Raw genomic sequence first — 25,272 nt, forward strand, 5'->3', positions numbered from 1 at the left:
CTGGTTTCAATCGCGATAAATGTGGCATTTGCTATAGAGGCATGGTCTAGCTAAGGGTAAAATAAGGCACTTTTTGTTCAATAGCAGCGAGTGTCCTATGCGCCCATTTTTAATTGCTCCATCGATTTTATCCGCCGATTTCGCCCGTTTAGGGGATGACGTTAAAGCCGTGTTAGATGCAGGGGCTGACGTAGTGCATTTTGATGTGATGGATAACCACTATGTGCCGAACTTAACCATTGGTCCTATGGTGTGTAAAGCGTTACGCGACTATGGCATTACGGCCGAGATCGACGTGCATTTAATGGTTAAGCCTGTTGATCGCATCGTGCCAGATTTTGCTAAGGCTGGCGCTTCTATTATTACTTTCCATCCCGAAGCCTCTGAGCATATCGACCGTACTTTGCAACTGATTAAAGAGTCCGGTTGTAAGGCAGGTTTAGTGTTTAACCCTGCAACACCGCTGCATTATCTTGACCATGTGATGGATAAGTTAGATGTGATCCTGCTGATGTCGGTCAACCCAGGCTTTGGTGGCCAATCCTTTATTCCTTCGACCTTAGATAAATTACGCCAAGTGCGTGAGCGTATCGATGCGAGCGGTTTTGATATTCGCTTAGAGGTCGATGGTGGCGTAAAAGTGGATAACATTGCCGAAATTGCTGCCGCAGGTGCCGATATGTTTGTCGCTGGGTCGGCTATTTTTAGTCAACCAGACTATAAAGCCGTTGTCGATGAAATGCGTGCCGAGTTAGCAAAAGTTGAGGCCAAATGATGCGGAAACAGATTAAGGCGATTGCCTTTGATCTCGACGGCACACTGATTGACAGTGTGCCCGATCTTGCGGTCGCGACACAGGCGGCACTCGCCGAATTAGGTTTGGCAACGTGTACCGAGGCACAGGTGAGAACTTGGGTGGGTAATGGCGCTGAAATGCTTATGCGCCGCGCCATGAGCCACGCTTTAGGCGCGGATGTCGAGCAAACGGCATTAGATGCGGCTATGCCGATTTTTATGCATCACTATCAAGAAAATCTTGAGAAGCACAGCGCACTTTATGCCGATGTGCACCAAGTGCTACAAACTCTGTTTGACGCTGGATTTAAGCTGGCAGTGGTGACAAACAAACCCTACCGCTTTACTTTGCCGCTGCTTGAGGCCTTTAAGATTAATGACTTCTTTAGCTTAGTGCTTGGCGGCGATTCGCTGGCGAAGATGAAGCCGGATCCATTACCGCTAGAGCATTTATTAGCGCAATGGCAACTCGATAAAAGTGAGTTGTTGATGGTGGGCGATTCTAAAAATGACATTTTAGCGGCGAAAGCAGCAGGTGTTGCATCAATCGGCTTGACCTATGGCTACAACTACGGTGAAGATATTGGGCTCACTGGCCCTGACGCGGTGTGCGAGCAGTTTGCCGAGATCCTTAGCTGGCTAAATGTCGGCCAGGCAGTTTAATCGATTCTTTTTATCTTTATTTGGAGCAATGACGTAATGACCAAACCCATAGTACTCAGCGGTGCACAGCCGTCCGGCGAATTAACCATAGGTAACTACATGGGTGCATTGCGTCAATGGGTTGCCATGCAAGATAGCCACGACTGCCTTTATTGCGTGGTGGACTTGCATGCCATTACCGTGCGCCAAGATCCTCAAGCATTGCGTGAAGCCTGCTTAGATACACTTGCACTGTATTTAGCCTGCGGCGTCGACCCTAAAAAGAGCACGGTATTTATCCAATCTCAAGTGCCGCAGCACACTCAGCTGGGTTGGGCGTTAAATTGCTATACCCAAATGGGTGAGCTGAGCCGTATGACGCAGTTTAAGGATAAGTCACAAAAGCACGCCAACAATATTAACGTCGGTCTGTTTGGTTATCCTGTACTGATGGCGGCGGATATTCTGCTGTATCAAGCGAATGAAATTCCAGTTGGTCAAGATCAGAAGCAACATCTTGAGTTAACACGTGATATCGCCACTCGCTTTAACAACGCTTACGGCGAGACATTTACCATTCCTGAGCCTTTTATTCCTGAGCATGGCGCTAAGGTGATGTCGCTTCAGGATCCGCTGAAGAAGATGTCTAAGTCGGACGACAACCGTAACAACGTAATTGGTTTGCTTGAAGATCCTAAAGCGGTCATGAAAAAGCTGAAAAAAGCCATGACCGACAGTGATGAGCCGCCAGTGGTGCGTTTCGATATGGAAAACAAGCCAGGCGTATCTAACCTGCTGAGCTTAATGTCAGGTATTACGGGTCAAAGCATTGCCAGCCTCGAAGCCGAGTTTGAAGGCAAGATGTATGGTCATTTAAAAGGCGCCGCGGGTGAAGTGGTAGTGGGGATGTTAGAGCCACTGCAAGAGCGTTATCGTGCGCTGCGTGCTGACCGTGCTTACCTTGATCAAGTGATGAGAGCGGGCGCTGAAAATGCCCAAGCTCGTGCTGAAGTGACGCTTAAAAAGGTGTACGAGAAGATTGGTTTATTGGTGTAATTTGCCCTAAAAAGCGCATTACACAACACGTTATTAAGCCGACCTATTCCTAGGTCGGCTTTTTTATGTCTGTTATTTATTGGGCTGTAGCTAAGCGTTTAGGCCTGCGATTTTAACCAAGATGCAAAGGCTGCAATGGCGGGTTCATTTAGGCGTCGCTGTTTGCATAAAAAACAAAATTCAAAACCCGTATGAACATCGGGTAGATTTACCGCTACCAGTCGTCCAGTACTGATATCACCGGCCACCATAAAATCAGGGGCGAGGGCGATACCTTGTCCGGCAATCGCCGCCTCAATTGCCATCACTATGTGGCTAAAAATATGCTGTTGTTCGTTATTCAGGGGGATTTTATGCGCCGATGACCACTTATGCCAATCGAGTCCAAGTGGGCCTTCATCCACAATCAGTAATGCTTGTTGCTGAAAATTGCCCAAGTTAATCTCGCGCCATTTAGGATAAAGGCTAGGGCTACATACGGGGATCAGGCGTTCCTTGTGCAGTAATTGTTGCCAATAACCCCGTTGATTGAGTTTGCCTGCGATAAAGATATCGGCCGTGCTGGTGCTGAGATCGGGGTCTTGAGTGATCATCTCGAGGCGAATTTTAACGCTGGGATATTGGCGCCGAAAATCCGCTAACCTTGGGATCAACCATTTCACCGCAAATGAGCTGTATACCGCCAAACAGAGTTGTTGATTTGGGGTGTCGCGGATTTTGAGATTAAGATCGCTTAACTCATTAAAAATTCTTTCTAACTCAATAAATAAGCTCTGGCCTTTGGGCGTGAGCTGTAGTTTACGTCCCTGACGATCAAAAAGTTGTTCACCAAAGTACTCCTCCAATACACGCACTTGGTGTGAAACCGCGCTTTGGGTAATGCAAAGCTCGGCGGCAGCCTTGGAAAAATGCTGTTGCCTCGCGGCGGTTTCAAATACTTGCAGCGCACGTAAGGGAGGAAGCTTTCTCATGATTTTCAACGTCTAAACGATTTAGTATGAATTTAATTCATCTAGCATTAGAAAGCATCATTTCAGCTTAAGTTTTGCGGGGATTATCATGCCAGCATTGAGATTTACGGATAGTTAAAATGCAGCGCCCTGTTGTTATCGGTTTGATTTTATTGATAGTGGGTAATCTATTTAGTGCTTTTTACGATGTATCGATCAAATGGTTGCCAGAAGATGCTAATGCAGCCACTTTTCTACTCGTGAGACAAATCACTTCAGTACTCATGTTAACCCCGATTTGGTTGTACTCGCAGAGACCGCAGACGGAATATATTTCGGTTCACCTTTGGCGTGCCAACATAGGCTCGGTTGGCGCGCTTTTTTTAATTATTGGTTTGATGGCATTGCCTTTAGCTACAGTCAGTTCCCTGTTTTATTCTGCCCCCCTGATGATTATTTTGATGGGATACTGGTTTTTAAAGGAGCGGATTACCACTGGGCAGGTTATATGCACAGCGTTAGGCTTTGTGGGGATCTTAATTATCCTCAGGCCGAGCGAGATGAACTGGTTTGGATTAGCGGTGTTATTTTCAGCATTTACTTTTGCTATCAATCAGTTGATGCTTAAAAAAGTGCCTAATACTGAGCATCCGGTATTAACCTTAATGCTCTATAACTTGCTGGGGATTCCTGCGACTTTAGTTATTGCAGCCTTTCAGGGATTGGAGGGGCTGAGCTGGGAATTGCTCGCGGTTGCACTACTTAGTAATGCCTTTTTACTGATTTATCATTGGTTTTGTGTACTGGCTTACCGTAAAGCACAGGCGAGTGATATTGCGATTGCCGAATATACTGGTTTGTTATTTATCGTTTTCTTAGGCTGGCTGTTGTTTGATGAATGGCTGGATAGCTTAAGTTGGCTGGGTGCCGCTTTGATTGTGCTGCCTTCGCTGTTTTTACCTTGGATAGGAGCGTTGGTGGAGAAGTCACCCAAGATGATGGATAACATACAGGTGAAGTCTTTAGGAATTGACACCGTGGTAAAAGGCGAGCCTAAACTTTAAGTGTTTAGGCTCAATCGGTTATTCGATATATTCGAAAACCTTAACGACTTTGCGTACACCAGCAGTATGACGGGCAATGTCAACAGCAAGCTCTGCCTGTGAGCGGTGGATCAGCCCTAGCAGGAAGACTTCACCATTTTCAGTGATCACTTTAATTCGGGTCACATCCAATTCTTTCTCGTTGAGCATACGTCCCTTCACTTTGGTTGTTACCCAAGTGTCGTTACTGCGAGTCGTGAAAGACGTTGGATTACCGATGCGGATCTGATTGTGGATTTTACCGCCCAGCTTAAGGTCTTGTACGACCTTAACCGCTTTATCCCTCAACATCGAGTTGGGGGCTTGGCCTATCATCAGCACATTACCGTTTACCGATACACCCGTGATATTGGTTTGTTTCTTAAGATCTTCATGCTCAAGTAGCGCACTGGTGATCTTAAAATCAGTATTAGTATCATCGAGCTGCGTTTTTACCGAACGCTCATCGTTGGCCATCATGGCACCGCTGACTGCGCCCACCATAACGGCACCGGCGCAACCTTGCAGTAGCATGCAAACCATTAACAGTGGGGCAGCATATCTCATTGCTGTTCGTCCTGTGGGAAGAGTGTGCGGTCGATATTGTCACACAGGCAATGGATCACCAGTAAGTGCACTTCTTGAATACGTGCCGTCACGTTCGAAGGAACGCGAATTTCGACGTCACCCACGCTGAGTAATCCCGCCATCGCGCCGCCGTCTTTACCGGTTAAGGCTACGATAGTCATATCGCGACTCAGTGCCGCTTCCATCGCTTTAATCACGTTACCAGAGTTACCGCTGGTGGAAATGGCTAACAGGATGTCGCCAGGCTGACCTAAGGCTAAGATTTGCTTTGAGAAAATCTCATCGTAGCTGTAATCGTTAGCAATTGCCGTGATAGTCGATGTGTCTGTCGACAGGGCAATGGCTGGCAGTGGTGGACGTTCAATCTCATAGCGGTTTAATAGCTCGGCCGAGAAGTGCTGAGCATCACCGGCACTACCACCGTTACCGCAGGCAAGAATTTTATTGCCACCCAAAAGACATTGCACCATCATCTCCGCCGCTTTGGCGATGGATTCTGGCAGTGCTTCGGCTGCATCGATTTTAGTCTGGATAGATTCAGTAAAGCTGTCTTTAATGCGTTCTAACATGGATACATCCTTTCAGGATAAAGTGTGGCTATGATGCCATATTTCCACGGTGGAGTTGAGGCATAAGCGTTAAAAATTATTCGATTAGCTGAGTCGAGAGCCTCGTTTAAAAGGCATCGACCAGCCATTGGATCTGCGTATCTTCGATGGCGACAACGTCGAATCGGCAGGGTACATCCAATTTATGGCTCTGTAAATAATGACTGGCCGCCATGCGGATCCTGCCGATTTGTGCTTTGCTAAGTGCTTGTATTGCGCCACCAAATTGATTTGCTGAGCGGTATTTTACTTCAACAAATACCCAGTAGTTTTTGTGGCGCATGATTAAGTCTATTTCACCAAAGGGATAGCGGACATTGCGCTCAACAAAGATTAAACCTTGCTGTTCAAGGTAACCTTGGGCGAGCGACTCTGCTTGCTGTCCGAGTGTCATAGTTGGCGGAAACTGCCTCTTTGATAGCGTCCCCAGCTTAATTGGCGGTTAATTACGCCATCGGGATTGACCGATAACACGCCGCTACGACCATTGAACTGGTAACCGGTAAATGAGCGCATTTGTGCGAGTTTGCTGATCAAATCCATCGCATCATAACCCATCACAAATAAGCGTTTTTGGCCGTTGTTCCAGCCGGGCCATAAGGTATTAACCATCAGGTTTTCTTCGCCATTTTGCATCAACCAAGGTGCGTCACTGAGAGTGAGGTTATTTAAATCCTGCGCAGTTTGGCTCGATTCATTATCGATACGGCTACGGCTCGAGGTGTACAACGGCACGGGCTGAGTAAAGACGCTAAAGGTGACATCGATAAAGGCCTTGAGCAGGGTTAACTCCTGCGGCGTCGAGATCATATAAATCGCATCTATATCTTGGCGCGAGCGGAAATCGGCCTGTACTGAATTGCCCAGTAGTTCTTTGATGCGCGCAATGCGGGCTTGGCTATCGCGAACGCCGAGCGCATCTTGCACCGTGGTTTTCATCTTATCGCCACTGTCGTAGTAATAGACTTCGATGGGCGTATCGCTTTTCTTTTTCCAAGCTTGAATAAAGCTCTCGGCCATACGTTTGCCGATGGCGTCGTTGCTGGCGAGTAGCAGTGGCATAGTTACGCCATCTTGATACATGCGTATTGCAGCATCGGCTGCTTCTTGTGCTGGCGATAATGCAAAGTAAAACTTATTAGCATCAGCGACAAACTTGTCTGTTTGATTTAAAAACAGTTGCGGGATCGGCGCGCTTGCCGCAACAGGCGCTGCTGGCGTGCCAGTGGTGTTGGTTGCCGCAGTACCAGTGTTTAATGCCAATAATTGATCGATTTCATTTGGCAGTAGCGGGCCAATAATAAACTCAGCGCCTGCATTTACCGCTTGCTGATAGGCGGCTACTGCGTCATTGGCGGTATCGTAAAAATTCACTGAGACTTGCTCATTCGGTTTGGCTAAATAACTGGCCAAAATACCTTGGCGAATCGCATTGGCGGCACTGGCGCGCTGGCCTGTGAGCGGTAAGAGTACAGCGATATTTTTTGGAGTATAAGGTTTGGCGTTTAACGCTTGATCTAAATCCGCGGGCAACTTCGCCGCCGCAGGATGATAAGGGTTTTGTTTTTGCCAGTCGCCTAAATAACGGACCAGTTGGTTGGGATCGACCGCATAATGCTTAGCGATATACGCCAGTTGTAACCAACCTGCAAAAACAGGGCTTTTGGCATCTTTGGTGAATGCGAGCAAGGTTTGCTCGTGCATCGGTTGCAACACTTGCCAGATCTGATTATTGACTTCATTCGCCTCGGCGGGAGGTAAATAGGTGGTCAATAAACTTAATTCGCGCACCTGTTCGATAGGCTGTTTATTCTGTTGGAATAAATGCGCTCTTAATTGATGATACGCTGCCATTTGCCAGCCGGGTAATACCCAAGTGCTTGGGTAAGTTAGCGTTTTCAGAGCATCAAGCGGCGTCGATGTATGCTCTAGCACCCGCGCAGTCAGGTATTTATGTTCAGCCACTAGCGTCGGGACCTGAGTCAGGCTTGGCAGCATCGACTTGAGCAGCTTTTGCGCCGCCGCATAGTCGTTCGCATTGATATGCGCATGCGCCGCCAGCAGCAGGTAAGTATCACGTTGCTGGGGATCTTTGCTATTAGCAGCCTGTGCTAAATACACATTTGGCGCCAATGGAGCAGAGGCTAAAGAGGTGGCCACGGTGGGCGCAGTATTCGTTGAGGTGGGCGCTTGACTGCCGCAACCCGCCAACACTGCGGATAAAATGGCCACGGAAACGAACTTAGTTGTATTCAGGCTTTTTAACACTGGGCTTCACTCTGGTAAGATGCTGCCTCTAGTTTAACCTTCTCTTGCGCTTGACGAAAGTCTTGGCACTGTCATTACAGAGGTATATATGGACCAAAGCGTCGCACTCTACATCGTTCCCACTCCTATTGGTAATTTGGGGGACATGAGCCCACGTGCTATTGACGTGCTCAGCCAGGTTGCATTAATTGCCTGTGAAGACACCCGCCATAGCGGCAAGTTATTGAGTCATTTTGGCATTTCAACTAAAACCATCGCACTGCACGACCATAATGAGCGTGCTCGCGCCCAGTGGATTGTGGATCAGCTAGCCGCAGGGCAGTCGATTGCGCTAATTTCCGATGCGGGTACGCCGCTGATTTCCGACCCCGGCTATCACTTGGTCTCCCATGTGCGCCAATCTGGGTTTAAGGTGATCCCGCTGCCAGGCCCCTGTGCGGCGATTACGGCGTTAAGTGCCTCGGGTTTGCCGTCGGATCGTTTTTCTTTTGAAGGTTTTTTACCCTCGAAAGAAAAAGCTCGCGCCGATAAGTTGCTTGAACTTAAGGAAGATCCGCGCACGCTGATTTTTTATGAATCTCCCCACCGTATCGAACATAGCCTAACGACTATGGTTGAAGTGTTAGGCGGTGAGCGGCAGGTGGTGATGGCGCGTGAAGTGACTAAAACCTTCGAGACCTTCCTCAGCGGCCCAGTGGCTGAGGTATTGGCTACCGTCAGCAGCGATCTTAACCAGCAAAAAGGCGAGATAGTGCTGATGGTGCACGGTCACCGTGCGGCCGAGGATGATGAAGCTATCCCAACCGTTGCCATCAACACACTCAAGTTACTCTGTGAAGAATTGCCGCTTAAAAAAGCCGCCGCCATTGCCGCGCAAATTCACGGTCTTAAAAAGAATGCCCTGTATAAATTCGGTTTAGAGTCTGATTTATAAGCAGATCTAACAGATAGACACACACTGGCAGGATTAACAGTGGTGCAGGTAGAAGGCTTAGGCTATAATCCGCGCCGAGTTGGCCAGACAGTCGCCGCGTTCGCAAGAACGGGGAGGAAAGTCCGGGCTTCAAAGAGCGGGGTGCCAGGTAACGCCTGGGCGGTGTGAACCGACGACAAGTGCAACAGAGAGGAGACCGCCATCATAGCCTCGGCTAAGGTGGTAAGGGTGAAAGGGTGCGGTAAGAGCGCACCGTGCGGCTAGCAATAGTCCGTAGCAAGGTAAACTCCACCCGAAGCAAGACCAAATAGGGTTCCGTATGGCGTGGCTCGCGTTGGAACCGGGTAGGTCGCTTGAGCCTGTGAGCGATTGCAGGCCTAGATGAATGACTGTCCACGACAGGACCCGGCTTATCGGCCAACTCAACCTCTTTAAAGTAAAAGGCCTCGCAGCAATGCGAGGCCTTTTATTTTTCAGGCAATACGATTAATTGATGCATAAAGAAGATTGATAGTTAAGCTTCTGGATAAATGCTAAGAAATTGTTTTTATGTTACTTTCTGTCATAAGAGCCGCTCGTCATTTGAGTAGAATAACTACACATCATTCCTCGTTTCGCGAGCACGAGCTTGCCAGAACGAACAAAATCTAATCTCGAAACGTCAACACGCCCTAATCTAGGACACATAAAAGGCACTTAATGTGCTTATTGGGTTGTCTTCTACCCTGTTTTGGGCGAAAATGCGCGCCGAAAAAATAACCGAGGTATTCATTGCCTCGGTTATTTTCTTTTTGAATATATGGGTTTTAAACCAATAGAGGCCGGTAAACATCCGGAAATGATACGAGGTTCGCTTGAACCTACTTTACTGAGGACAATTCAATGGGGCTGTTGTTTACCGGATTTTCGGTCATTGCCGTCAATCAAGATGTTGCGTTAGTCATTCCACCGACGGCACTCGGAGGTGGTATATGAGCCAACAAAAACCGGGCTTAAAGCAAAGCCTTAATCTATGGCAAGTGGTTGTGATGGGGCTCGCTTACCTCACGCCTATGGCCGTGTTTGACACCTTCGGAATTGTTTCTGAGATCACCTCTGGCCACGTGGCCACCTCTTACTTGCTCGCATTAGCGGGTATCCTGTTTACCGCTTTTAGCTACGGTCATTTAGTGCGTAAATATCCCTATGCGGGGTCGGCTTATACCTATGCCCAAAAAACCTTTAGCCCAAATGTCGGTTTTATGGTGGGTTGGTCATCGCTACTCGATTACATGTTTATGCCGATGATCAACATGTTATTGGCCAAAATCTACCTTACTGCCATGTTCCCCAACGTTGAACCTTGGATTTTCATCTTTGGTTTAGTCACCGTCATGACAGTACTCAACCTGAGAGGCATTGATTTAGTTGCGAATTTTAATGGCGTTATCGTATTTGCTCAGATAGCCATTATCTTAGTCTTCATCGGTTTAATGGCCCATAGCTTGTCCCTTGGCGAAGGTGAAGGGGTCATTGCCAGCGTGCGTCCATTCTATTCCGAAGAGATAACCTTAGCGCCGCTCTTTACTGGCGCGACCATTCTGTGTTTCTCCTTCTTAGGCTTTGATGGCTTAAGTTCATTGAGTGAAGAAACCAAGGACGCTAAGCGAGTGATCCCCCGCGCCATTGTACTGACAGCGCTGATTGGCGGGGTGATTTTTGTGAGCGTGTCCTATTTCTTACAACTCTATTTCCCTGATATTTCCCGCTTCCAGCAGTTAGACGCTGTGCTGCCTGAGATTGCCCTGTATGTGGGCGGTAATTTATTCCAGTCTATCGTGCTGGTGGCGACAACGATTGCGGTGCTAGCATCGGGCATGGCGGCTCATGCGGGGGTGGCGCGCATCCTCTATGTGATGGGGCGCGACAATATGCTGCCCAATAAAGGTTTTGGTTATGTTCACCCTAAATGGCGTACTCCGGCATTTAACGTGATTCTGGTGGGGTTACTGGCGCTTTCGGCGGTGTCATTTGATTTAGAAATGGCCTTGGCTTTGGTAAATTTCGGTGCCTTAGTGGCTTTTACCTTCGTAAACCTGTCGGTGATAGTGCAGTTTTATATTAAAGAAAAACGTAATCAATCCCTTAAGGAACATTTGCAGTATTTTATCTTGCCCCTGTGTGGTGCGGCGACCATTGGCGTGCTGTGGATAAACCTCGAGCCTCAGTCCTTAGAACTTGGCTTAATTTGGGGAGCTGTAGGGATGTTGTATTTGGCGCTGCGCAGCCTACGTTTGCGCAAAGCGGTAGAGTTGCAGAGTTAACTAAGGTATTGACTCATAAAGTAACAGCACTGAGGTATGCTAATGTCGTTCGCTTAAGAGTGAACGACATTTTTTTACGCCGACTGGAGACGCCATGTTGTTCGTTTGCAAAACTCGTGGATAAAATTTTCCCAGTTTTGTTGACCCATAGAAAGCAAGGTTAGAGACATTACCTTTTGCTAAATCGCGCCTAGCGCCTAAGGCAATATTCCGAAGTGCGGGGATTGGGGCGTGTTGACTTTCAGGGTTATTTTGTAGCCATATGCTGGCCAAGAGGGTGTTCTGGCAAGCTCTTACTCTTACTTTTAATCATAAGAGCCGCCCGTCATTTGAGTTGAATAACGGTGTGTTATCCCTCGCTTCGCGAGCTAGAGCTTGCTTGAACAGTAAAATGTAATCTCAAAAACTCAACACGCTAGTCTTGGATTTCGCTGCGTAAATATTTAAACAGCTCTTTTGAGGATTTAGACTCAGGACCTTTCGCCAGCTCTTTGGTTGCTTGGCGCACTAAGGTACGCAGTTTTTGTCTGTCCAACTGTGGGTAATGTTCCACTAAGGTTTGGATTTCACCGTCGCCTTGGGTGAGTAAACGCTCACGCATTTTCTCGAACATTTGCAACTTGGCGGTTTCGTTGCTGTTTTTGTTAAGCACGACCGCGAGCGACGCCTTGATAGGTTCAATATCGACGTTACGCATCAGCTTGCCGATATACTGCATATGGCGGCGATAGGCTTCGGTCTTTGGTTTAATCTTATGAGCTTGCTGAATGCTGTCGTACAAGTGCTCGTCCAGCTCGATTTTATCTAGCTGGGTTTTGCTGAGTGAGACCAGTTCCATACCGACTTTTTGAGCCGCTTCGCAGTCACGCTTATCCTCAGTTTTACTGACATAATCGTCGTTACTGTCATAGGGCTGTTTAAAATGTTCTGAATCACCAACAATCTTCATATAGATAAAACCTCAGTTAAATAACGCGCTAATAATAACATCTCCCGCCAAAATTCGCCTAGTTAAAGCGCGATTCAATCAGTAAAGCGCGCAATAAATAATGAGAATGGGATAGGTGTTTGTTATGCTAGCGGCATTGCCTATAACGAAAGAGTTGCTTTGTGTCTTTGAACAGAATCGATAGTGAATTGACCGCGCTGAAAGATGCGGTTGCTGTGGCCCTCGAATATGCGAATAAATTAGGGACAAATGCCGCTGAAGTGGCGATCAGTAAACAACAGGGATTATCGGTTTCAACCCGTTTAAAGGAAGTTGAAACGGTAGAGTTTAATAAAGATGGCGCCCTCGGTATTACGGTTTATCGCGATGGTTGCAAGGGCAGTTCATCTACCTCAGATCTCAGTCCTGAAGCCATTGCTCTTGCGGTTAAAGCGGCAGATGATATCGCCCGTTACACCTCGGCCGACCCGTTTAGCGGTTTAGCCGATAAAGCCTTAATGGCGACTGAGATCCGCGATCTTAAACTCTATTATCCTGAAGATATTTCCCCCGACGAATTAGCCCAATTGGCCATTCGCGCCGAAACCGCGGCGCTCGATGCCGATCCGCGCATCAATAATTCTGACGGCGCCAGTGCAAACGCCCATACGTCGGTTAAGGTTTACGGTAATAGCCACGGCTTCTTAAATGGCTATTGCAGCTCGCGCTATAGCTTAAGTTGCAGCGTGATCGGTGAAGACAGTGACGGCAATATGCAGCGGGATTACGATTACACTATCGCCCGTAAATTCAATGAGATGCTTTCACCTGAATTGGTGGGGCTAAAAACCGCCGAGAAAACCGTGAGCCGTTTAGGGGCACGTAAGATTGCCACCACCCGTTTGCCAATATTACTGGCGCCAGAGATTGCGACTGGCTTAATCGGCCATTTGATTGGTGCCATCAGTGGCGGTAGTTTGTATCGTAAATCAAGTTTCTTACTCGATGCCATTCACACCCAAATCTTCCCTGACTGGTTCAGCATTGAAGAGCAGCCGCATCTATTAGGCGCACTAGCCAGTGCCAACTACGATAGCGAAGGTGTGGCGACCCAAGATAGACGCATCATCGACAGTGGCATATTAGAAACCTATTTACTAACCAGTTATTCGGCGCGCAAATTGAGCCTACCTAACACAGGTCATGCGGGCGGCATTTACAACTGGACGCTGGCGCACACTGGCCAAAGTTTCGATGAGTTAGTCAAAGGCATGGGCACTGGCTTGATTGTCACAGAAGTGATGGGCCAAGGCGTGAATATGGTGACGGGGGATTATTCCCGTGGCGCCGCTGGTTTTTATGTCGAAAATGGTGAAATCCAGTTCCCCGTTGAAGAAATTACCATTGCTGGCAATCTTAAGGATATGTTCCGTGGGATTCAGGCGGTCAGTAAGGACTTCGATTTACGTTCATCTATCCGCACCGGCGGGATCTTATTATCCGAGATGAAGGTCGCAGGTAACTAGCCAGCGGCATATAACGGTTCAGTCAATTGAAACACAAAAGGGCAAATGCAGCTGCATTTGCCCTTTTTGATTTAACTGATCCGCCCTAAATTGCATCACCACTTGTTAGCGGCGGTGCTCATTAGAATTTGTAGCTGGCACTTAATTCAAATGAGCGACCCGAACCTGCGACTTGGCTAAAGCCACCCGTGCTATCAGCCTTAAACTCGGCAAGGTTGACACCACCCAGCGGTAGTTCGTAGTAAGTATCAAACAGGTTGTTGATTGCAAAGGTTAAACTCAGCTCTTGCCATTTAACACTACTGCTTAAATTTAACAGCGAATAGCTGTCGGTCTCATTTTCTAAACGGCGCTCATCGACTTTATCCTTAGTCGCTACCCATTGCCATGATAGGCGGTTTTCCCAATCACCCAGTTGATGGCTAAGGGCTAACTCGGTTTGTAGCGGTTTGATTTGATAAAGTGGCTCATTACCCTCATCACGCTCGCCGCGGGTGATATCGAGCTTACCCTGCATCTGCCATTTACCGCTGTCGGTATTGGCTAATAGGTAGACCGCACTAGACTTAGCGCCATATAAATTGGCATCTTCGTTGGTGAATTTAAGGATATTGCGTTTACCACTGGCAAGGCCAGTACGGTTAAAGCTGCCAATCACCTCGGCATCAATATAGTCTGTCACCGCGCTATACCAAGCCGTGGTAGAGAATTGCCATTCATCGCCATTAAACTTGTAGGCCGCGCTCAGAGTATGCGCCGTTTCGGGCTTAAGATCGGGGTTGCCGACATAGCCGTTACCGTCGCCATACCAGCCAATCATAGTGGTTGCCATCACGCCGCGGCCCCAGCTGTAACGCTCGTACAGGTTTGGTGCGCGGTTTTTACGGGCTAAGCCAAATTCCAATTGTTGTTTGGCCGATAGCTGATAACGCGCCAGCAGCGTAGCATCGATAAGGTTATCGTCACGGCTTCTATCCATGGCATTAAAGGCTTTTGCCGCCTCGGCATCCACATTGGGCATGCCCATCATGGGCATATTGCTGTAAGCCTGCACTTCGCCCGTATCTGTGGTGACATATTCATAACGCACCCCAGCAGACAACCACCAGAGTGGCGTGAGGTTTTGCTGCCACTCGCCATAAACTGCGGCGCGGCGGCGTTCACCGTCATTGATATTGATATAGTCATTGGGTGCCATCATAGTGCCTGGCACCGCTGGCCAAGTATCATCGAGTTGATAGTTATAAAATTCCTGGCCGATGAGTAGCGTGCTGTTATCGCCCATGGGTAGGCGCCAATGCAGTTGGTAGCTGTAATCGCTACCCTCTGTATTCATTGGCATCTTGCCGGTTTTTTCTGGGGTGAAGAAGCCCATTTCATGCTTCACACTGTGCCAGTTTAACTGGGCACTAAACTCGCCGTCGTTGTCTAAATCCCGCAGATAGCGGACTAGGGCACCGTAGCTCTTGTTATCCGTCATATCCATGTATTGGTTAGGAAAACCTTGGAATGGAATTGCTTGGTGCGTTAGCTTAATCGCCAGTTGTTGTGTGTCATCGCGCCATGCCGCTGTTAACGCATGGTTTTGGGCGCGATAGAGGGTATCGAGTACTTTATCGCCGTGACCATCGTGGTAGCTATTGGCGTCTTCATAGGCGCCTTGATAGCTGAAACTTAGGTCCTTACTGGCAATCCCAGCCTTCGCGCCGAGTAGGAATGCATCGCTGGTGCTGCGGTATCCCGATGAAATCTCGCCGCTTTCGAAGCTGAGGTTGTCGCTGTCGTTAAATTTAGGATTCAGGCTATTAACCTTAATCACCCCGGCGATATTGTCACCGCCCGCACTGACAGGGGACACGCCCGCGACCACTTCTACCGAGCTGATTTGATTAGCAGAAACATAGGAAAGTGGTGGGTTCATTTGGTTAGCGCAGGAGGCGGTGATATCCGCACCATCGACTAACACTTTAATGCGATCGCCCATCATGCCATTGAGCACAGGCAAGGCGGAAACGCCGCCCGCTTCGGAGAAATCGACGCCTTGATCTTTCAGCAAAGCATCGGCCGAGCCTAAGGCATTACGGCCAATACTCTGTTCGCCATGGACTTGAATACGTTCAATTTGAGTCTGATTTGTCTCGTCGGCTATGGCCTGTGAGGCAACTGAAGCGCCTAATGCTAAGGTCAGCGCGCTGGCGATTGCGGAGCATTTAAAGCTGTGGGGAATAGTTGAAGCGTTTGCAGCCATCTTATTGTCTTCCATTCACTTAGATAAATTGCGCTGCATTATAAAGATCATCTAAGTGTGACAAGTGCGGCATATTGTCGCAGAGCTTATAAAGATAAAGCTGAAATAGCGGCCTGAAGTTCTCGCTAGCACTAAGATGAGGATAAGCTAGCGCCAAGGTGAGGATATCAAGCGGCGCGGTTTAACACGCCCTTGGATTAACCGAAGTGATTAAAGTAGATCCGCTGGGTTTCCCCCTCTGCATCCATGGCGGCGAGTGCTTTGGCAAATTCATAGGCCTTTGAATCTTCAGCGAGTACGCTTGGGCTGTTATTCGGACTTAAGGGAAGATCGGCGCGATAGTTAGGGTTATGTTGCCCACGAAAATGGCGGCTTTTTTTCGAAAATCCCAGATACATAGCTTGAGGTTGCTGGCAGCAATTAGGGTGTAGCTTAAATTGGCTTGTATCTCGATTTTTAAGGTAATAACTGATGGTTGCTTGATCGTAGATAAAAAAGTCCCCTTGGCCACTAATAAGGTAATCTAAGGCCTTAGGCACATTGAGTTCAGGTGGTTTACGGACCGACATGGTTTCGGATATACCATTAAAGTCGTAGCTGCCCGGGGCAATTAATAGCGTCATACCGCTCTGTGATAACTGCTCTAATGAACCAACATTTGCCGCACCCGCTCGGCTAATTCCAATAATGCGCTCCGACAGACCGTTAGGAATAAAATAGGTAAATTGGGCACGTTCTTCACTAAAATGCAGCCCAGGATAAAAATCGATATTTCCGAGTTTGAGATCCCGCAAAATACGCAGTTTAGGTGCTCGAATTACCCGCAATTTACATCCCACTCTTTCGGCCGCGACTTGGTAAATATCGTAGTAAAACCCTTGGTTATTAGGTTCCTGTTCGATAAAGGGGCGGCGTTCACTGGTGCGATAGCCCATGCTAATAACACACTCAGAGCTTGAAAAAGCCTGCGCTAGGCTGGGGGATAGGATGAGTAATAGGCAAAGTAGGCTCAGTAATGGCCGATAAATCACTGCAAACGGCAAAATTAATCACTCCCTATCCTGTGATTACAAAGAGTAATCGTATCGCTAAATAGCGACTTAAAATGAAGGCTTGTTAGCCTAATGTATTATTTTTGTTGGATTAATCTATCATACTTTTTGATAATAAAAAGAGCGATTCTTTGCGGTTTTGCACAAACTCTGTACATCTTTTTAGATTGGTTTATAGTGTCGCCGCTGGCTGAGAATGATTAACTTGGCCCTTGACCAATATAGGATGAATTGAGGAGTCATTATGACTAAGGTAAATGTGGCAAAAGTAACAGCCCAGAGTGTGCAAGAGCATGAAAATGGTCGCGGCACCATTACAGACAATGCACTTAAGGCGCTGGTGACCAGTCCGTTATTTCGGATGCGTACCGAAAAGCCGAAAAAGGGCAAAGGGTCTTATAACCGTAAAGCAGCAAACCGAAAGGGGTATCAGCACAGGGGCGATACCCCTTTCGACTTTATGGGGATGATGTTTTAACGTTTTTGCCGCGTTAATCCTGCTCATTTAATCCCTGCTAGACTCCTCCCTCACATTGCCTTGCGATTTCCTTTTCAATCCCTTTTGTCGCACTATCTAGCCTTCAACTATTGAGAGAATTAGCCAGATTTTGGCCATAAAAAAACGAGCCACAATTGAGACTGTGACTCGTCTTATTAAAACTTGAATGATTTGAAGGCTTAAGCCTCGACTTCATCCTCTGCATCGGCATCCACTAACTCGGCCCACAGATCGTGCTCGTCCGAGTGAGTGATCACCGCGCGAACTAACATGCCGGGTTCGAGTTCAGTTTCACCGTTGATAAATACCATGCCGTCGATTTCTGGGGCATCGGCGAAGCTGCGGCCAATCGCGCCTTCTTCGTCAACATCATCGATCAGAATATCCATAGTACGGCCAACGAAACGGGCTAAACGCTCAGCGCTGATCTCGGCTTGGACTTCCATAAATCTGTGGTATCTGTCTTCTTTGACGTCTTCACTGATAAGTTCAGCGATGGTGTTGGCGACAGCGCCTTCCACTTCTGAGTACTTGAAGCAGCCAACGCGGTCGAGGCGCGCTTCACGCAGGAAGTCGAGCAGCATTTCGAAGTCTTCTTCGGTTTCGCCAGGGAAGCCCACGATAAAGGTTGAGCGGATCACCAAATCTGGGCAGATTTCGCGCCAACGTTGGATGGCTTCTAACTGACGGTCAACACGGCCTGGGCGCTTCATCATCTTCAGAATGCGTGGGCTGGCGTGCTGCATTGGAATGTCTAAGTAAGGCAGAATTAAACCTTCGGCCATTAATGGGATCAGATCGTCAACCCATGGGTATGGGTAGATGTAGTGTAAGCGTACCCATGCGCCCATCTTGCCCAGTTGGCGAGCAAGGCTGGTGATGTCTTGCTTAACTGGCATACCGTTCCAAAAATCGGTGCGGCCGCCCTTGTCTTTACCATAGGCAGAGGTGTCTTGACTCACCACAAGGATTTCTTGTACGCCAGCTTCAACTAAACGTTTGGCTTCATCTAATACGCTACCTGCGCCGCGGCTATCTAAATCGCCACGCAGTGCTGGGATGATGCAGAAGGTACAACGGTTGTCGCAACCTTCTGAAATTTTTAAGTAAGCGTAATGTTTAGGCGTTAACTTAACCCCAGTTTGTGGGATTAACGAGGTAAATGGGTTGTGCTCAGGTTTTGGCACGTACTTGTGTACATGCTTTAACACGGCTTCGTAGCTGTGTGGGCCAGTAATTTCGAGCACGTCTGGGTGCACTTCACGGATTTGGTTTTCTTTAGCGCCTAAACAGCCCGTTACGATTACTTTGCCGTTTTCTTCTAGGGCTTCGCGCACCGCATCTAAGGATTCTTCAACCGCAGCGTCGATAAAACCACAGGTGTTAACGATTACCAGATCGGCATTGTCGTAGCTGTTGGTGACTTCATAGCCGTCGATGCGTAACTGGGTCAGAATGCGCTCTGAGTCCACGAGGTTTTTTGGACAACCTAAAGACACAAAACCGATGCGATTGCCTGTGGCAGCATTGCCCGTATTAACAGAGTCAGCACTGGCGGCTTCCAATGTTTTGGCAGGGGTCTCAAGCGTGGTAGTTTGCTTAGGATGAAAAGTTTCAACTGTCATGGTGTCTCGCTGATGCTGATAAAAGAGCGCCGTAAAAAGAGCGCGGATTATACCTGAAGTGATTAAAAGGTACAGTGTCTTTGGGTGAAAAGTGTACAGCTAAGAGCGCGTTTCTACCAGTTAGAGACTGACTGGCTCGTATGCGTGCTCGTATGGAAAGTCACAACTGTAGCTTGAGTGCTTGTGGAAGAGGATTTTAGCGATAGGCTGATAAGTTTTGCCAATTTAAAACGTTTTAAAAAAATTAACCCTTTTTATGTTTACCCGCGTTTATAGGGATAGTTTGTATGATTCGTTTGTATGGCTAGCAGATGGCGAGTCACACTTTTAGCTGATAGCCATCGCATTAGAATCAAGGCAGTCTCGCCTTAAATGATTTAGTTGGAGTTAATAATGAAGCATTCTCTTTTAGCTGTATTAGTGGCTGGTGGTCTTTTCTCTGGTGTATTTACTGCCACCGCAGTGGCTGCCGATGTGGACTTTCCCCATATCGAAACCATGGGCGTAAGCCAAATTCAAGTCGAGCCGGATATGGCTGAGCTTAATGTCGAAGTTGCTGTCACCGAGAAAGACGCTAAGGCGGCTAAAGATAACTCGGATGCGGCGGTGGCGAAATTTATCGCCCGTTTGACGGCAGCGGGGATTACCAAGGAGCAGATCCAAAGCGCCAACTTAAATCTGCAACCCCAATATGTGTATGCGCAGGATAAAGCACCTGAGCTAACTGGTTACACCGCGAGTCGCCAAGTCACTGTGACTATTAACGATTTGGCACGTTTAAATACGATTTTAGACTCCGCCTTAGAGGAGGGGATCAACAGGGTTAATAATATCGCCCTTAAGTCGAGTAAAGAGGCCGAGTATGTGGCCAAGGCGCGCCAAGCGGCGATTGTCGATGCCAAACAAAAAGCAGAATCCTTAGCTAAGGGATTTGGGGAAAACCTAGGTAAGATTTGGCAAATTCGTTATTATGATCAACGCCCTGTGCAACCGGTGATGTTACGTATGAATGCTAAGGCCGATGCCATGGGCGCCGCCGAAAGCTATCAATATGGCCAAGTGACTATCGAAGACAGAGTCGAAGTGGTTTATAAACTCAAATAAGTCATAACGAGATGCAATGGATGAGGATTCTTTGGCTCATCCATTGCTGTTATGGGGCGCAATCGGTTAATTCTGAGTCAACATATTTACAATATTGCATGTTTTAACAGAGCAAAGGCACTAAACGCTGGCAAAATTAGCGATTTATCCCCACACTGAGAGAGGATAAGGTTATGGAGACCTATGATGGATTTTCCCTCTCGAATCAAGCAACAAACCTGTATGGACTGTTTAAGTGGTAAGTCACTCGGATTTGAAATTCGTATGGCATTTCAGCCCATTATCGATTGGCCAAATCAGCAGATTTATGGTTATGAAGCCCTAGTGCGCGGCCCAAATGGCGAAGGTGCTGCTTGGGTGTTTGAGCGTATAAACGAAAACAATAAGTACTACTTTGATCAGGCTTGTCGGGTCAAAGCCATTGAAACCGCCGCTAAGCTTGGCCTTAATAAAATATTAAGTATCAACTTTTTACCTAATGCAGTTTATAACCCTGAAACCTGTATCCGCGCCTCGATTGAAGCGGCCGACCTCTTTGGTTTTAATATTCATAACATCATGTTTGAAGTCACTGAGGGTGAGCAAATTGTCGATAGAGCCAAATTGAGCCGTATCTTTGACAGTTACGCTAAACGGGGATTTATCACCGCCATCGACGACTTTGGCAGTGGTTTCGCTGATTTGAGTTGGTTGGAGTTTTTGCGTCCTCAGGTATTAAAACTCGATATGGAGTTGATCAGAGATATCCATTTAGACAAACAAAAACAGTTTGTTATCGATGAAGTGCTCGGGATTTGTAGCACGCTTAATACTCAGGTGTTGGCCGAAGGGGTCGAGAGTAAAGCGGAGTTAGACTATCTTGTTGGTCGTGGTATTAATTATTTTCAAGGTTACTACTTCGCCAAACCCCAACTCGAGTATTTAACTACCTTTGACGCCTTAGATTGTTATGCTGCGCTATAGCATTGTTTTATTGAATTAATGTGCTCCAAGTGCCTTGCACTCAGATTGGTTGTGGAATTGTGTGTATCGGTTCTGGGCTAACTGATATATCATGCGCCACCCTTAATTGCCCATACCTTCTCTTCGCTGCTATGTCTTCTAACGCGCTTTATACCGATCTATCCGGTTATTACGATTTAATGTGCTCCGATATTAACTATCAACAACAGAGTGCGAGCATCCATCGATTGCATCAGTTCTTAGGGAATAATGGTAAACAACACCTTGATTTAGCCTGTGGCACTGGCCCACATGTACGGCATTTTATCGACCTTGGTTATCAGTGTAGTGGCCTAGATATTAATCAGCCGATGCTCGATATGGCCATGCGTCGTTGCCCTGAGGCTCAGTTTAATCTGCAAGATATGACTGCCTTTTATCTTGAGCAGCCAGTGGATTTAATTACCTGTTTTTTATATTCCATCCATTACAGTGCGGACATAGAGCGCCTTAAAAGTTGTATCGCCAGTGTGCACAGTGCCCTGAATGACGGCGGGATATTTTGTTTTAACTCGGTTGATAAGCACCGCATCGATAACCGCTTATCGATTAAGCATTTTGCCGAGTTTGAGGGGCACCATTTTGCCTTTGAATCTGGCTGGCATTACAGTGGTCAAGGCGAAAACCAGTCGTTAAATCTAAGCATTGCAAAGCGTCAGCAGCCTTTTACTCAACTCACTGATTTAGAAGCTGATGCCGATACATCTGCGCATCAAACTGTGTTATGGCAAGACCAACACACTATGGTCGCCACCAGTTTTGCGGAGCTGCAAGCGTTACTCGCGCCATATTTTGAAGTGCATATCTTTGAACACGATTATGAAAAAATCGTCCCATGGGATTTAAGTTCAGGTAATGCGCTGTTTGTCTGTGTGAAGATTTAACCTTGGGTTGAAGGTGTGACAACTTGGGGTGTTAGCCCTTACATTCTTGCTAGCATATCAAATTGCTTAAGTTTCATTGGTCGTGTTAGAAGACTAAATCAAAGTCAAAATCAACGTCGTGGGGCTTCACCCCACACCCGACCAAGGAGGACTGCTCGTCCTATCCTCCTTGGATGCTCCAAGACGCCCCTAACGGAGTTGAAAACTCCTTGGGCATTAAGCATTCTTATGCTATCGCGTCAGACGCTCGTCCCTGATTCGACTGACGCTATCTCGGCATCCATGCCTCGCTCACGCAACGAACGCAAATGCCCTGCGGCAACTCCGAGGGGAGGTGAACTCCTGTCGCTTTGGTGTTGTCTGCGATTTACTGAAAAAGAAATGAATGTCCCATCTTTTTTGGTTACATTAAACTTTAAGAATGAATTGGAATTAAAATTTCTTCTGAGTTATTACCAATATACTTTTTAAATATCCCACAATCAGAGATTGAACCTGTATATGTAAGGTAATACAGAGAACCTGTTGCATCAAAAAATGGTGCTTTATTACTAAAACTATCTGGAGAAAAGCCTACTCCTATCAATGGTAATGAAACTTGTTCCTCATAATTACGTTGATTTAGTTCTTGGAAAGAACCATTCCTATTGGATACTGGCCAGATTCTGGTAGCACAATTTGGCTTATCTATACTGGTTACTAGTACGCCAATATCAATAAAGCCTGACTGGTAAAGGCCATATAATTTATTAATGGCTCTGAATGAGCTAGCGATATTTCCAGTCTCGAATTCAACTCCTACTTTAATAGTGGTTCTTAATGACTTTTTAGTGAAGAAATGATGAAGGTATTCAGGTAGAAAGTTAATATCAAAGAAAGAGCGATCGACAAACATTCCATAAAACATTGGGAATAATGTATAAACTCGATTGCTTGGGAGTTTATTAATGTAAATATATTGGTGTGTAACTTTTAATATATTGTCTTTTTCTGTTATTTCAAACCCAAAACCGTCATAATCAATATGAATCATGCCATCAAAAGATTGATTGTTTATTGTAGTTTCGCCGTAACAATTTGGTAGCGATGCTAGGGATTCTTGAAAAATACTGGACATGTATGATGCTGAGTTCATAACACATGGTGTAACTTTGTTGCCTCTCCCCTGTTTTCTGAAGCATAGTGTATCGTTAACAATGAATTGATTATTTTGTGTAGTGATGCTGTTGAGGGCTTCTGATACATAATTAAATATTTTAGATTTTATGGTCTCTGGAATAAAGAGATCATTCCTTGCAATTTGTATTTTCATTTTTATTGACCTCATCCATAACTTCAATGATTAATTTTATGGCTCTTTCTCTAGGAAGAAGTGAACACACTATAAAGAAATCACTGATTGGAATTGGTTTTTTAGAGCGTTCCATCAGTGATAGATAGGAAGAGTCGACCTCTAGAATTTCAGATAACTCTAATTGTGTCATTCCTAACTCTGATCTGATTTTTTGGAGTCTGCTACTGAAGAGACTTTTCAGTTCATGACTTCTTACTCTTGCCATTTTGTCCTCGACTTATCTCAAAAAATCAATTTAATCAATATTTTCATTAAATGGTTATATGTGGAAGGATCTATAGATCTAGTTACTGTTTGCTTTGGAGCTAGAGTCAGGCATAATTAGCTCTATAAAAACCCGATGTATGAGGTCTGATGGATAATACAAGAGGGTTATATGTTACTGAGAGTATGAAAAATGAGCTATTCAAATCAGTTTTTTAAGGCGATTGGTGTTAATATTGAGATCAAATCAAGTCTTAAAAATATTTCGAAAAAAATTGGTGTGCCAGTAGAAAGACTCAAGTTTTACAATGAAACAAATACATTACCCTCAGGACATGATTTAGAGGCTATTAATAGCTATTTAGGTGTGTCTGAACTAAATCTAATGTTAAAAATGGGACGTTTAGATCAAGCGACTTTAGAAGCAATACAAAAAAATTCTGATGAACTAATTAAAATAATCGCCAATGATTATGAAGACTCTAAAATAAAAGTTAATGCTGGTAGTGTAGAATTAAAATTTGAAACAAATTTAGGGCGGATGTATCAGGGTGACTGCTTAGCAGTCATGAATATGATAGATAGTGATTCAGTAGATCTTGTATTCGCAGATCCACCTTTTAATTTAGATAAATTATACCCATCTAATATGGATGATAATTTAAAAACTGAAAGTTATATAAAGTGGAGTGAGGCTTGGATTGGTGAATGTATTAGGATATTAAAGCCTGGAGGTTCATTTTTTACCTGGAATTTACCATTATGGAATAGTAAATTTGCAAGTTTTATTCATGGGAGAATGAATTTTAGGCATTGGATTGCTACAGATATCAAGTATAGTCTACCAATTCAAGGAAGACTGTACCCATCTCATTATTCATTGTTATATTTTAATAAAGGTGTTAAACCTAATTACTTTAGTGCTGATAGGTTACCAATGCAGACTTGTCCAAAGTGTTTTGGAGATTTGAAAGATTATGGTGGATATAAGCATAAAATGAACCCTTTGGGAATTAATTTAACTGATGTATGGTATGATATTCCACCAGTTAGACATGCAAAATATAAAAACAGAGGTGCTAATGAGTTATCTATTAAATTACTCGATCGTATTATTGAGATGGCTTCTGTAGAAGGCGATATTGTTTTTGATCCTTTCGGTGGTGCTGGCACTACTTATGTTGTGTCAGAAATTAAAGGCCGTAAATGGATTGGTTCAGAACTTGGTCCGGTTGATACTATTGAAAATAGATTAAATAACTTGAGTGATGAAACGAGTTACTTAGAACAGTATCGAGAAAGTTATAATACTTTGTTCACATCAAAGATTAAAACTGAACGTAGTAAACGAGGTCTTTGGACATATGAAAGTGCTCAAGAAAAGAATGCTAATAAGCTAAAAAATATTAATAAAAATCTTTTTGATTGATATCGAAAGCTAGGGTATGCATATTTTTAGTAAATAGCAGACAATATCAATGCGACAGGAGTTCACCTCCCCTCGGAGTTGCCGCAGGGCATTTGCGGTCTTTGCGTGAGCGAGGCATGGATAATGGAATGGACCCATCCACTTTAAATCGGCCTCGCAATGGGCCACGATGTAGTCGCTAAAACTCATCA

At 45.9% G+C, this 25,272-nt stretch carries 22 protein-coding genes and 1 other RNA gene; 13 read left to right on the forward strand and 10 right to left on the reverse strand.

The window, feature by feature from the left end; genetic code table 11:
• Positions 1 to 97 precede the first annotated feature (97 nt).
• The 3 genes from rpe to trpS are packed head-to-tail and all read left to right on the forward strand — an operon-like array spanning position 98 to position 2,493.
• The gene (gene rpe / locus L976_RS09170) at positions 98 to 775 is read left to right on the forward strand and encodes a ribulose-phosphate 3-epimerase (protein WP_037424193.1); all 678 of its coding nucleotides are present in this window, start codon (positions 98 to 100) and stop codon (positions 773 to 775) included.
• The gene (locus tag L976_RS09175) at positions 775 to 1,458 is read left to right on the forward strand and encodes a phosphoglycolate phosphatase (RefSeq protein WP_037425184.1); all 684 of its coding nucleotides are present in this window, start codon (positions 775 to 777) and stop codon (positions 1,456 to 1,458) included. The genes rpe and L976_RS09175 overlap by 1 nt, the downstream gene beginning before the upstream one ends.
• A gap of 36 nt (positions 1,459 to 1,494) precedes the next feature.
• Positions 1,495 to 2,493 carry a tryptophan--tRNA ligase gene (gene trpS / locus L976_RS09180; RefSeq protein ID WP_047536232.1) on the forward strand — a complete coding sequence of 333 codons (999 nt, stop codon included), beginning with the start codon at positions 1,495 to 1,497 and terminating at the stop codon, positions 2,491 to 2,493.
• 98 nt (positions 2,494 to 2,591) lie between these two features.
• Here the strand turns inward: trpS and L976_RS09185 are convergent, their stop codons facing one another.
• A complete protein-coding gene (locus L976_RS09185) occupies positions 2,592 to 3,464 on the reverse strand; it encodes a LysR substrate-binding domain-containing protein (protein WP_037424198.1) in 873 nt (290 codons plus the stop codon).
• A gap of 119 nt (positions 3,465 to 3,583) precedes the next feature.
• Between L976_RS09185 and L976_RS09190 the strand changes: the two genes are divergently transcribed.
• Positions 3,584 to 4,507 (forward strand): DMT family transporter, encoded by a 924-nt coding sequence (locus tag L976_RS09190; RefSeq protein WP_037424200.1) that lies wholly within the window; start codon positions 3,584 to 3,586, stop codon positions 4,505 to 4,507.
• A gap of 18 nt (positions 4,508 to 4,525) precedes the next feature.
• Here L976_RS09190 and dolP read toward each other — a convergent pair whose 3' ends face one another.
• The 4 genes from dolP to L976_RS09210 form a co-directional block, all read right to left on the reverse strand.
• Positions 4,526 to 5,092, reverse strand: a complete 567-nt coding sequence (gene dolP, locus L976_RS09195) for a division/outer membrane stress-associated lipid-binding lipoprotein (RefSeq protein ID WP_037424203.1) — start codon at positions 5,090 to 5,092, stop codon at positions 4,526 to 4,528.
• The gene (locus L976_RS09200; protein WP_011070670.1) at positions 5,089 to 5,682 is read right to left on the reverse strand and encodes a phosphoheptose isomerase; all 594 of its coding nucleotides are present in this window, start codon (positions 5,680 to 5,682) and stop codon (positions 5,089 to 5,091) included. The genes dolP and L976_RS09200 overlap by 4 nt, the downstream gene beginning before the upstream one ends.
• Before the next feature lie 106 nt (positions 5,683 to 5,788).
• The gene (locus tag L976_RS09205) at positions 5,789 to 6,115 is read right to left on the reverse strand and encodes a YraN family protein (protein ID WP_047536234.1); all 327 of its coding nucleotides are present in this window, start codon (positions 6,113 to 6,115) and stop codon (positions 5,789 to 5,791) included.
• Positions 6,112 to 7,989, reverse strand: a complete 1,878-nt coding sequence (locus tag L976_RS09210; protein ID WP_047536236.1) for a penicillin-binding protein activator — start codon at positions 7,987 to 7,989, stop codon at positions 6,112 to 6,114. Before L976_RS09210 ends, L976_RS09205 begins: the two co-directional genes overlap by 4 nt.
• 88 nt (positions 7,990 to 8,077) lie before the next feature.
• Between L976_RS09210 and rsmI the strand changes: the two genes are divergently transcribed.
• From rsmI to L976_RS09220, 3 genes are all read left to right on the forward strand, one after another.
• Positions 8,078 to 8,923, forward strand: a complete 846-nt coding sequence (gene rsmI / locus L976_RS09215) for a 16S rRNA (cytidine(1402)-2'-O)-methyltransferase (protein WP_037425136.1) — start codon at positions 8,078 to 8,080, stop codon at positions 8,921 to 8,923.
• Between the two features lie 75 nt (positions 8,924 to 8,998).
• Positions 8,999 to 9,352: RNase P RNA component class A (gene rnpB, locus L976_RS22555), an RNA gene on the forward strand.
• A 542-nt stretch (positions 9,353 to 9,894) separates the two neighbouring features.
• The gene (locus L976_RS09220) at positions 9,895 to 11,226 is read left to right on the forward strand and encodes an APC family permease (RefSeq protein WP_047536238.1); all 1,332 of its coding nucleotides are present in this window, start codon (positions 9,895 to 9,897) and stop codon (positions 11,224 to 11,226) included.
• Positions 11,227 to 11,641: 415 nt separating this feature from the next.
• On the opposite strand, the gene yjgA is transcribed toward L976_RS09220, so the two are convergent.
• Positions 11,642 to 12,175, reverse strand: a complete 534-nt coding sequence (gene yjgA / locus L976_RS09225; protein ID WP_037422477.1) for a ribosome biogenesis factor YjgA — start codon at positions 12,173 to 12,175, stop codon at positions 11,642 to 11,644.
• Positions 12,176 to 12,336: 161 nt separating this feature from the next.
• Here yjgA and pmbA point away from each other — a divergent pair, with 161 nt between their 5' ends.
• Positions 12,337 to 13,680 (forward strand): metalloprotease PmbA, encoded by a 1,344-nt coding sequence (pmbA, locus tag L976_RS09230; RefSeq protein WP_037430621.1) that lies wholly within the window; start codon positions 12,337 to 12,339, stop codon positions 13,678 to 13,680.
• Between the two features lie 121 nt (positions 13,681 to 13,801).
• Here the strand turns inward: pmbA and L976_RS09235 are convergent, their stop codons facing one another.
• Together L976_RS09235 and L976_RS09240 are read right to left on the reverse strand one after the other, a co-directional pair.
• Entirely contained in the window at positions 13,802 to 15,943 is a 2,142-nt protein-coding gene (locus L976_RS09235; protein ID WP_047536241.1) for a TonB-dependent receptor, read from the reverse strand.
• A 182-nt stretch (positions 15,944 to 16,125) separates the two neighbouring features.
• Entirely contained in the window at positions 16,126 to 16,971 is an 846-nt protein-coding gene (locus tag L976_RS09240; protein WP_037422483.1) for a substrate-binding periplasmic protein, read from the reverse strand.
• Positions 16,972 to 17,224: 253 nt separating this feature from the next.
• Here L976_RS09240 and L976_RS09245 point away from each other — a divergent pair, with 253 nt between their 5' ends.
• Positions 17,225 to 17,458 carry a ribosome alternative rescue factor ArfA gene (locus tag L976_RS09245; RefSeq protein ID WP_037422485.1) on the forward strand — a complete coding sequence of 78 codons (234 nt, stop codon included), beginning with the start codon at positions 17,225 to 17,227 and terminating at the stop codon, positions 17,456 to 17,458.
• 200 nt (positions 17,459 to 17,658) lie between these two features.
• Here L976_RS09245 and rimO read toward each other — a convergent pair whose 3' ends face one another.
• Entirely contained in the window at positions 17,659 to 19,104 is a 1,446-nt protein-coding gene (rimO, locus tag L976_RS09250) for a 30S ribosomal protein S12 methylthiotransferase RimO (protein WP_037422487.1), read from the reverse strand.
• 393 nt (positions 19,105 to 19,497) lie between these two features.
• Here rimO and L976_RS09255 point away from each other — a divergent pair, with 393 nt between their 5' ends.
• From L976_RS09255 to L976_RS09265, 3 genes are all read left to right on the forward strand, one after another.
• Positions 19,498 to 20,208 carry an oxidative stress defense protein gene (locus L976_RS09255; protein ID WP_037422489.1) on the forward strand — a complete coding sequence of 237 codons (711 nt, stop codon included), beginning with the start codon at positions 19,498 to 19,500 and terminating at the stop codon, positions 20,206 to 20,208.
• A gap of 186 nt (positions 20,209 to 20,394) precedes the next feature.
• Positions 20,395 to 21,171: an EAL domain-containing protein gene (locus L976_RS09260; RefSeq protein ID WP_047536243.1), complete on the forward strand. Its 777-nt coding sequence runs from the start codon at positions 20,395 to 20,397 to the stop codon at positions 21,169 to 21,171.
• A gap of 131 nt (positions 21,172 to 21,302) precedes the next feature.
• Positions 21,303 to 22,094, forward strand: a complete 792-nt coding sequence (locus L976_RS09265) for a class I SAM-dependent DNA methyltransferase (protein ID WP_047540328.1) — start codon at positions 21,303 to 21,305, stop codon at positions 22,092 to 22,094.
• Positions 22,095 to 22,509: 415 nt separating this feature from the next.
• Here L976_RS09265 and L976_RS09270 read toward each other — a convergent pair whose 3' ends face one another.
• Positions 22,510 to 23,406 carry a hypothetical protein gene (locus L976_RS09270; protein WP_051714221.1) on the reverse strand — a complete coding sequence of 299 codons (897 nt, stop codon included), beginning with the start codon at positions 23,404 to 23,406 and terminating at the stop codon, positions 22,510 to 22,512.
• A gap of 439 nt (positions 23,407 to 23,845) precedes the next feature.
• Here L976_RS09270 and L976_RS09275 point away from each other — a divergent pair, with 439 nt between their 5' ends.
• Positions 23,846 to 25,081, forward strand: coding sequence for a DNA-methyltransferase (locus L976_RS09275; RefSeq protein ID WP_037422497.1), 1,236 nt, complete (start codon positions 23,846 to 23,848; stop codon positions 25,079 to 25,081).
• Positions 25,082 to 25,272: the final 191 nt, after the last annotated feature.

Source organism: Shewanella sp. ZOR0012 (assembly GCF_000798835.1).
Taxonomy (GTDB): Bacteria; Pseudomonadota; Gammaproteobacteria; order Enterobacterales; family Shewanellaceae; genus Shewanella; species Shewanella xiamenensis.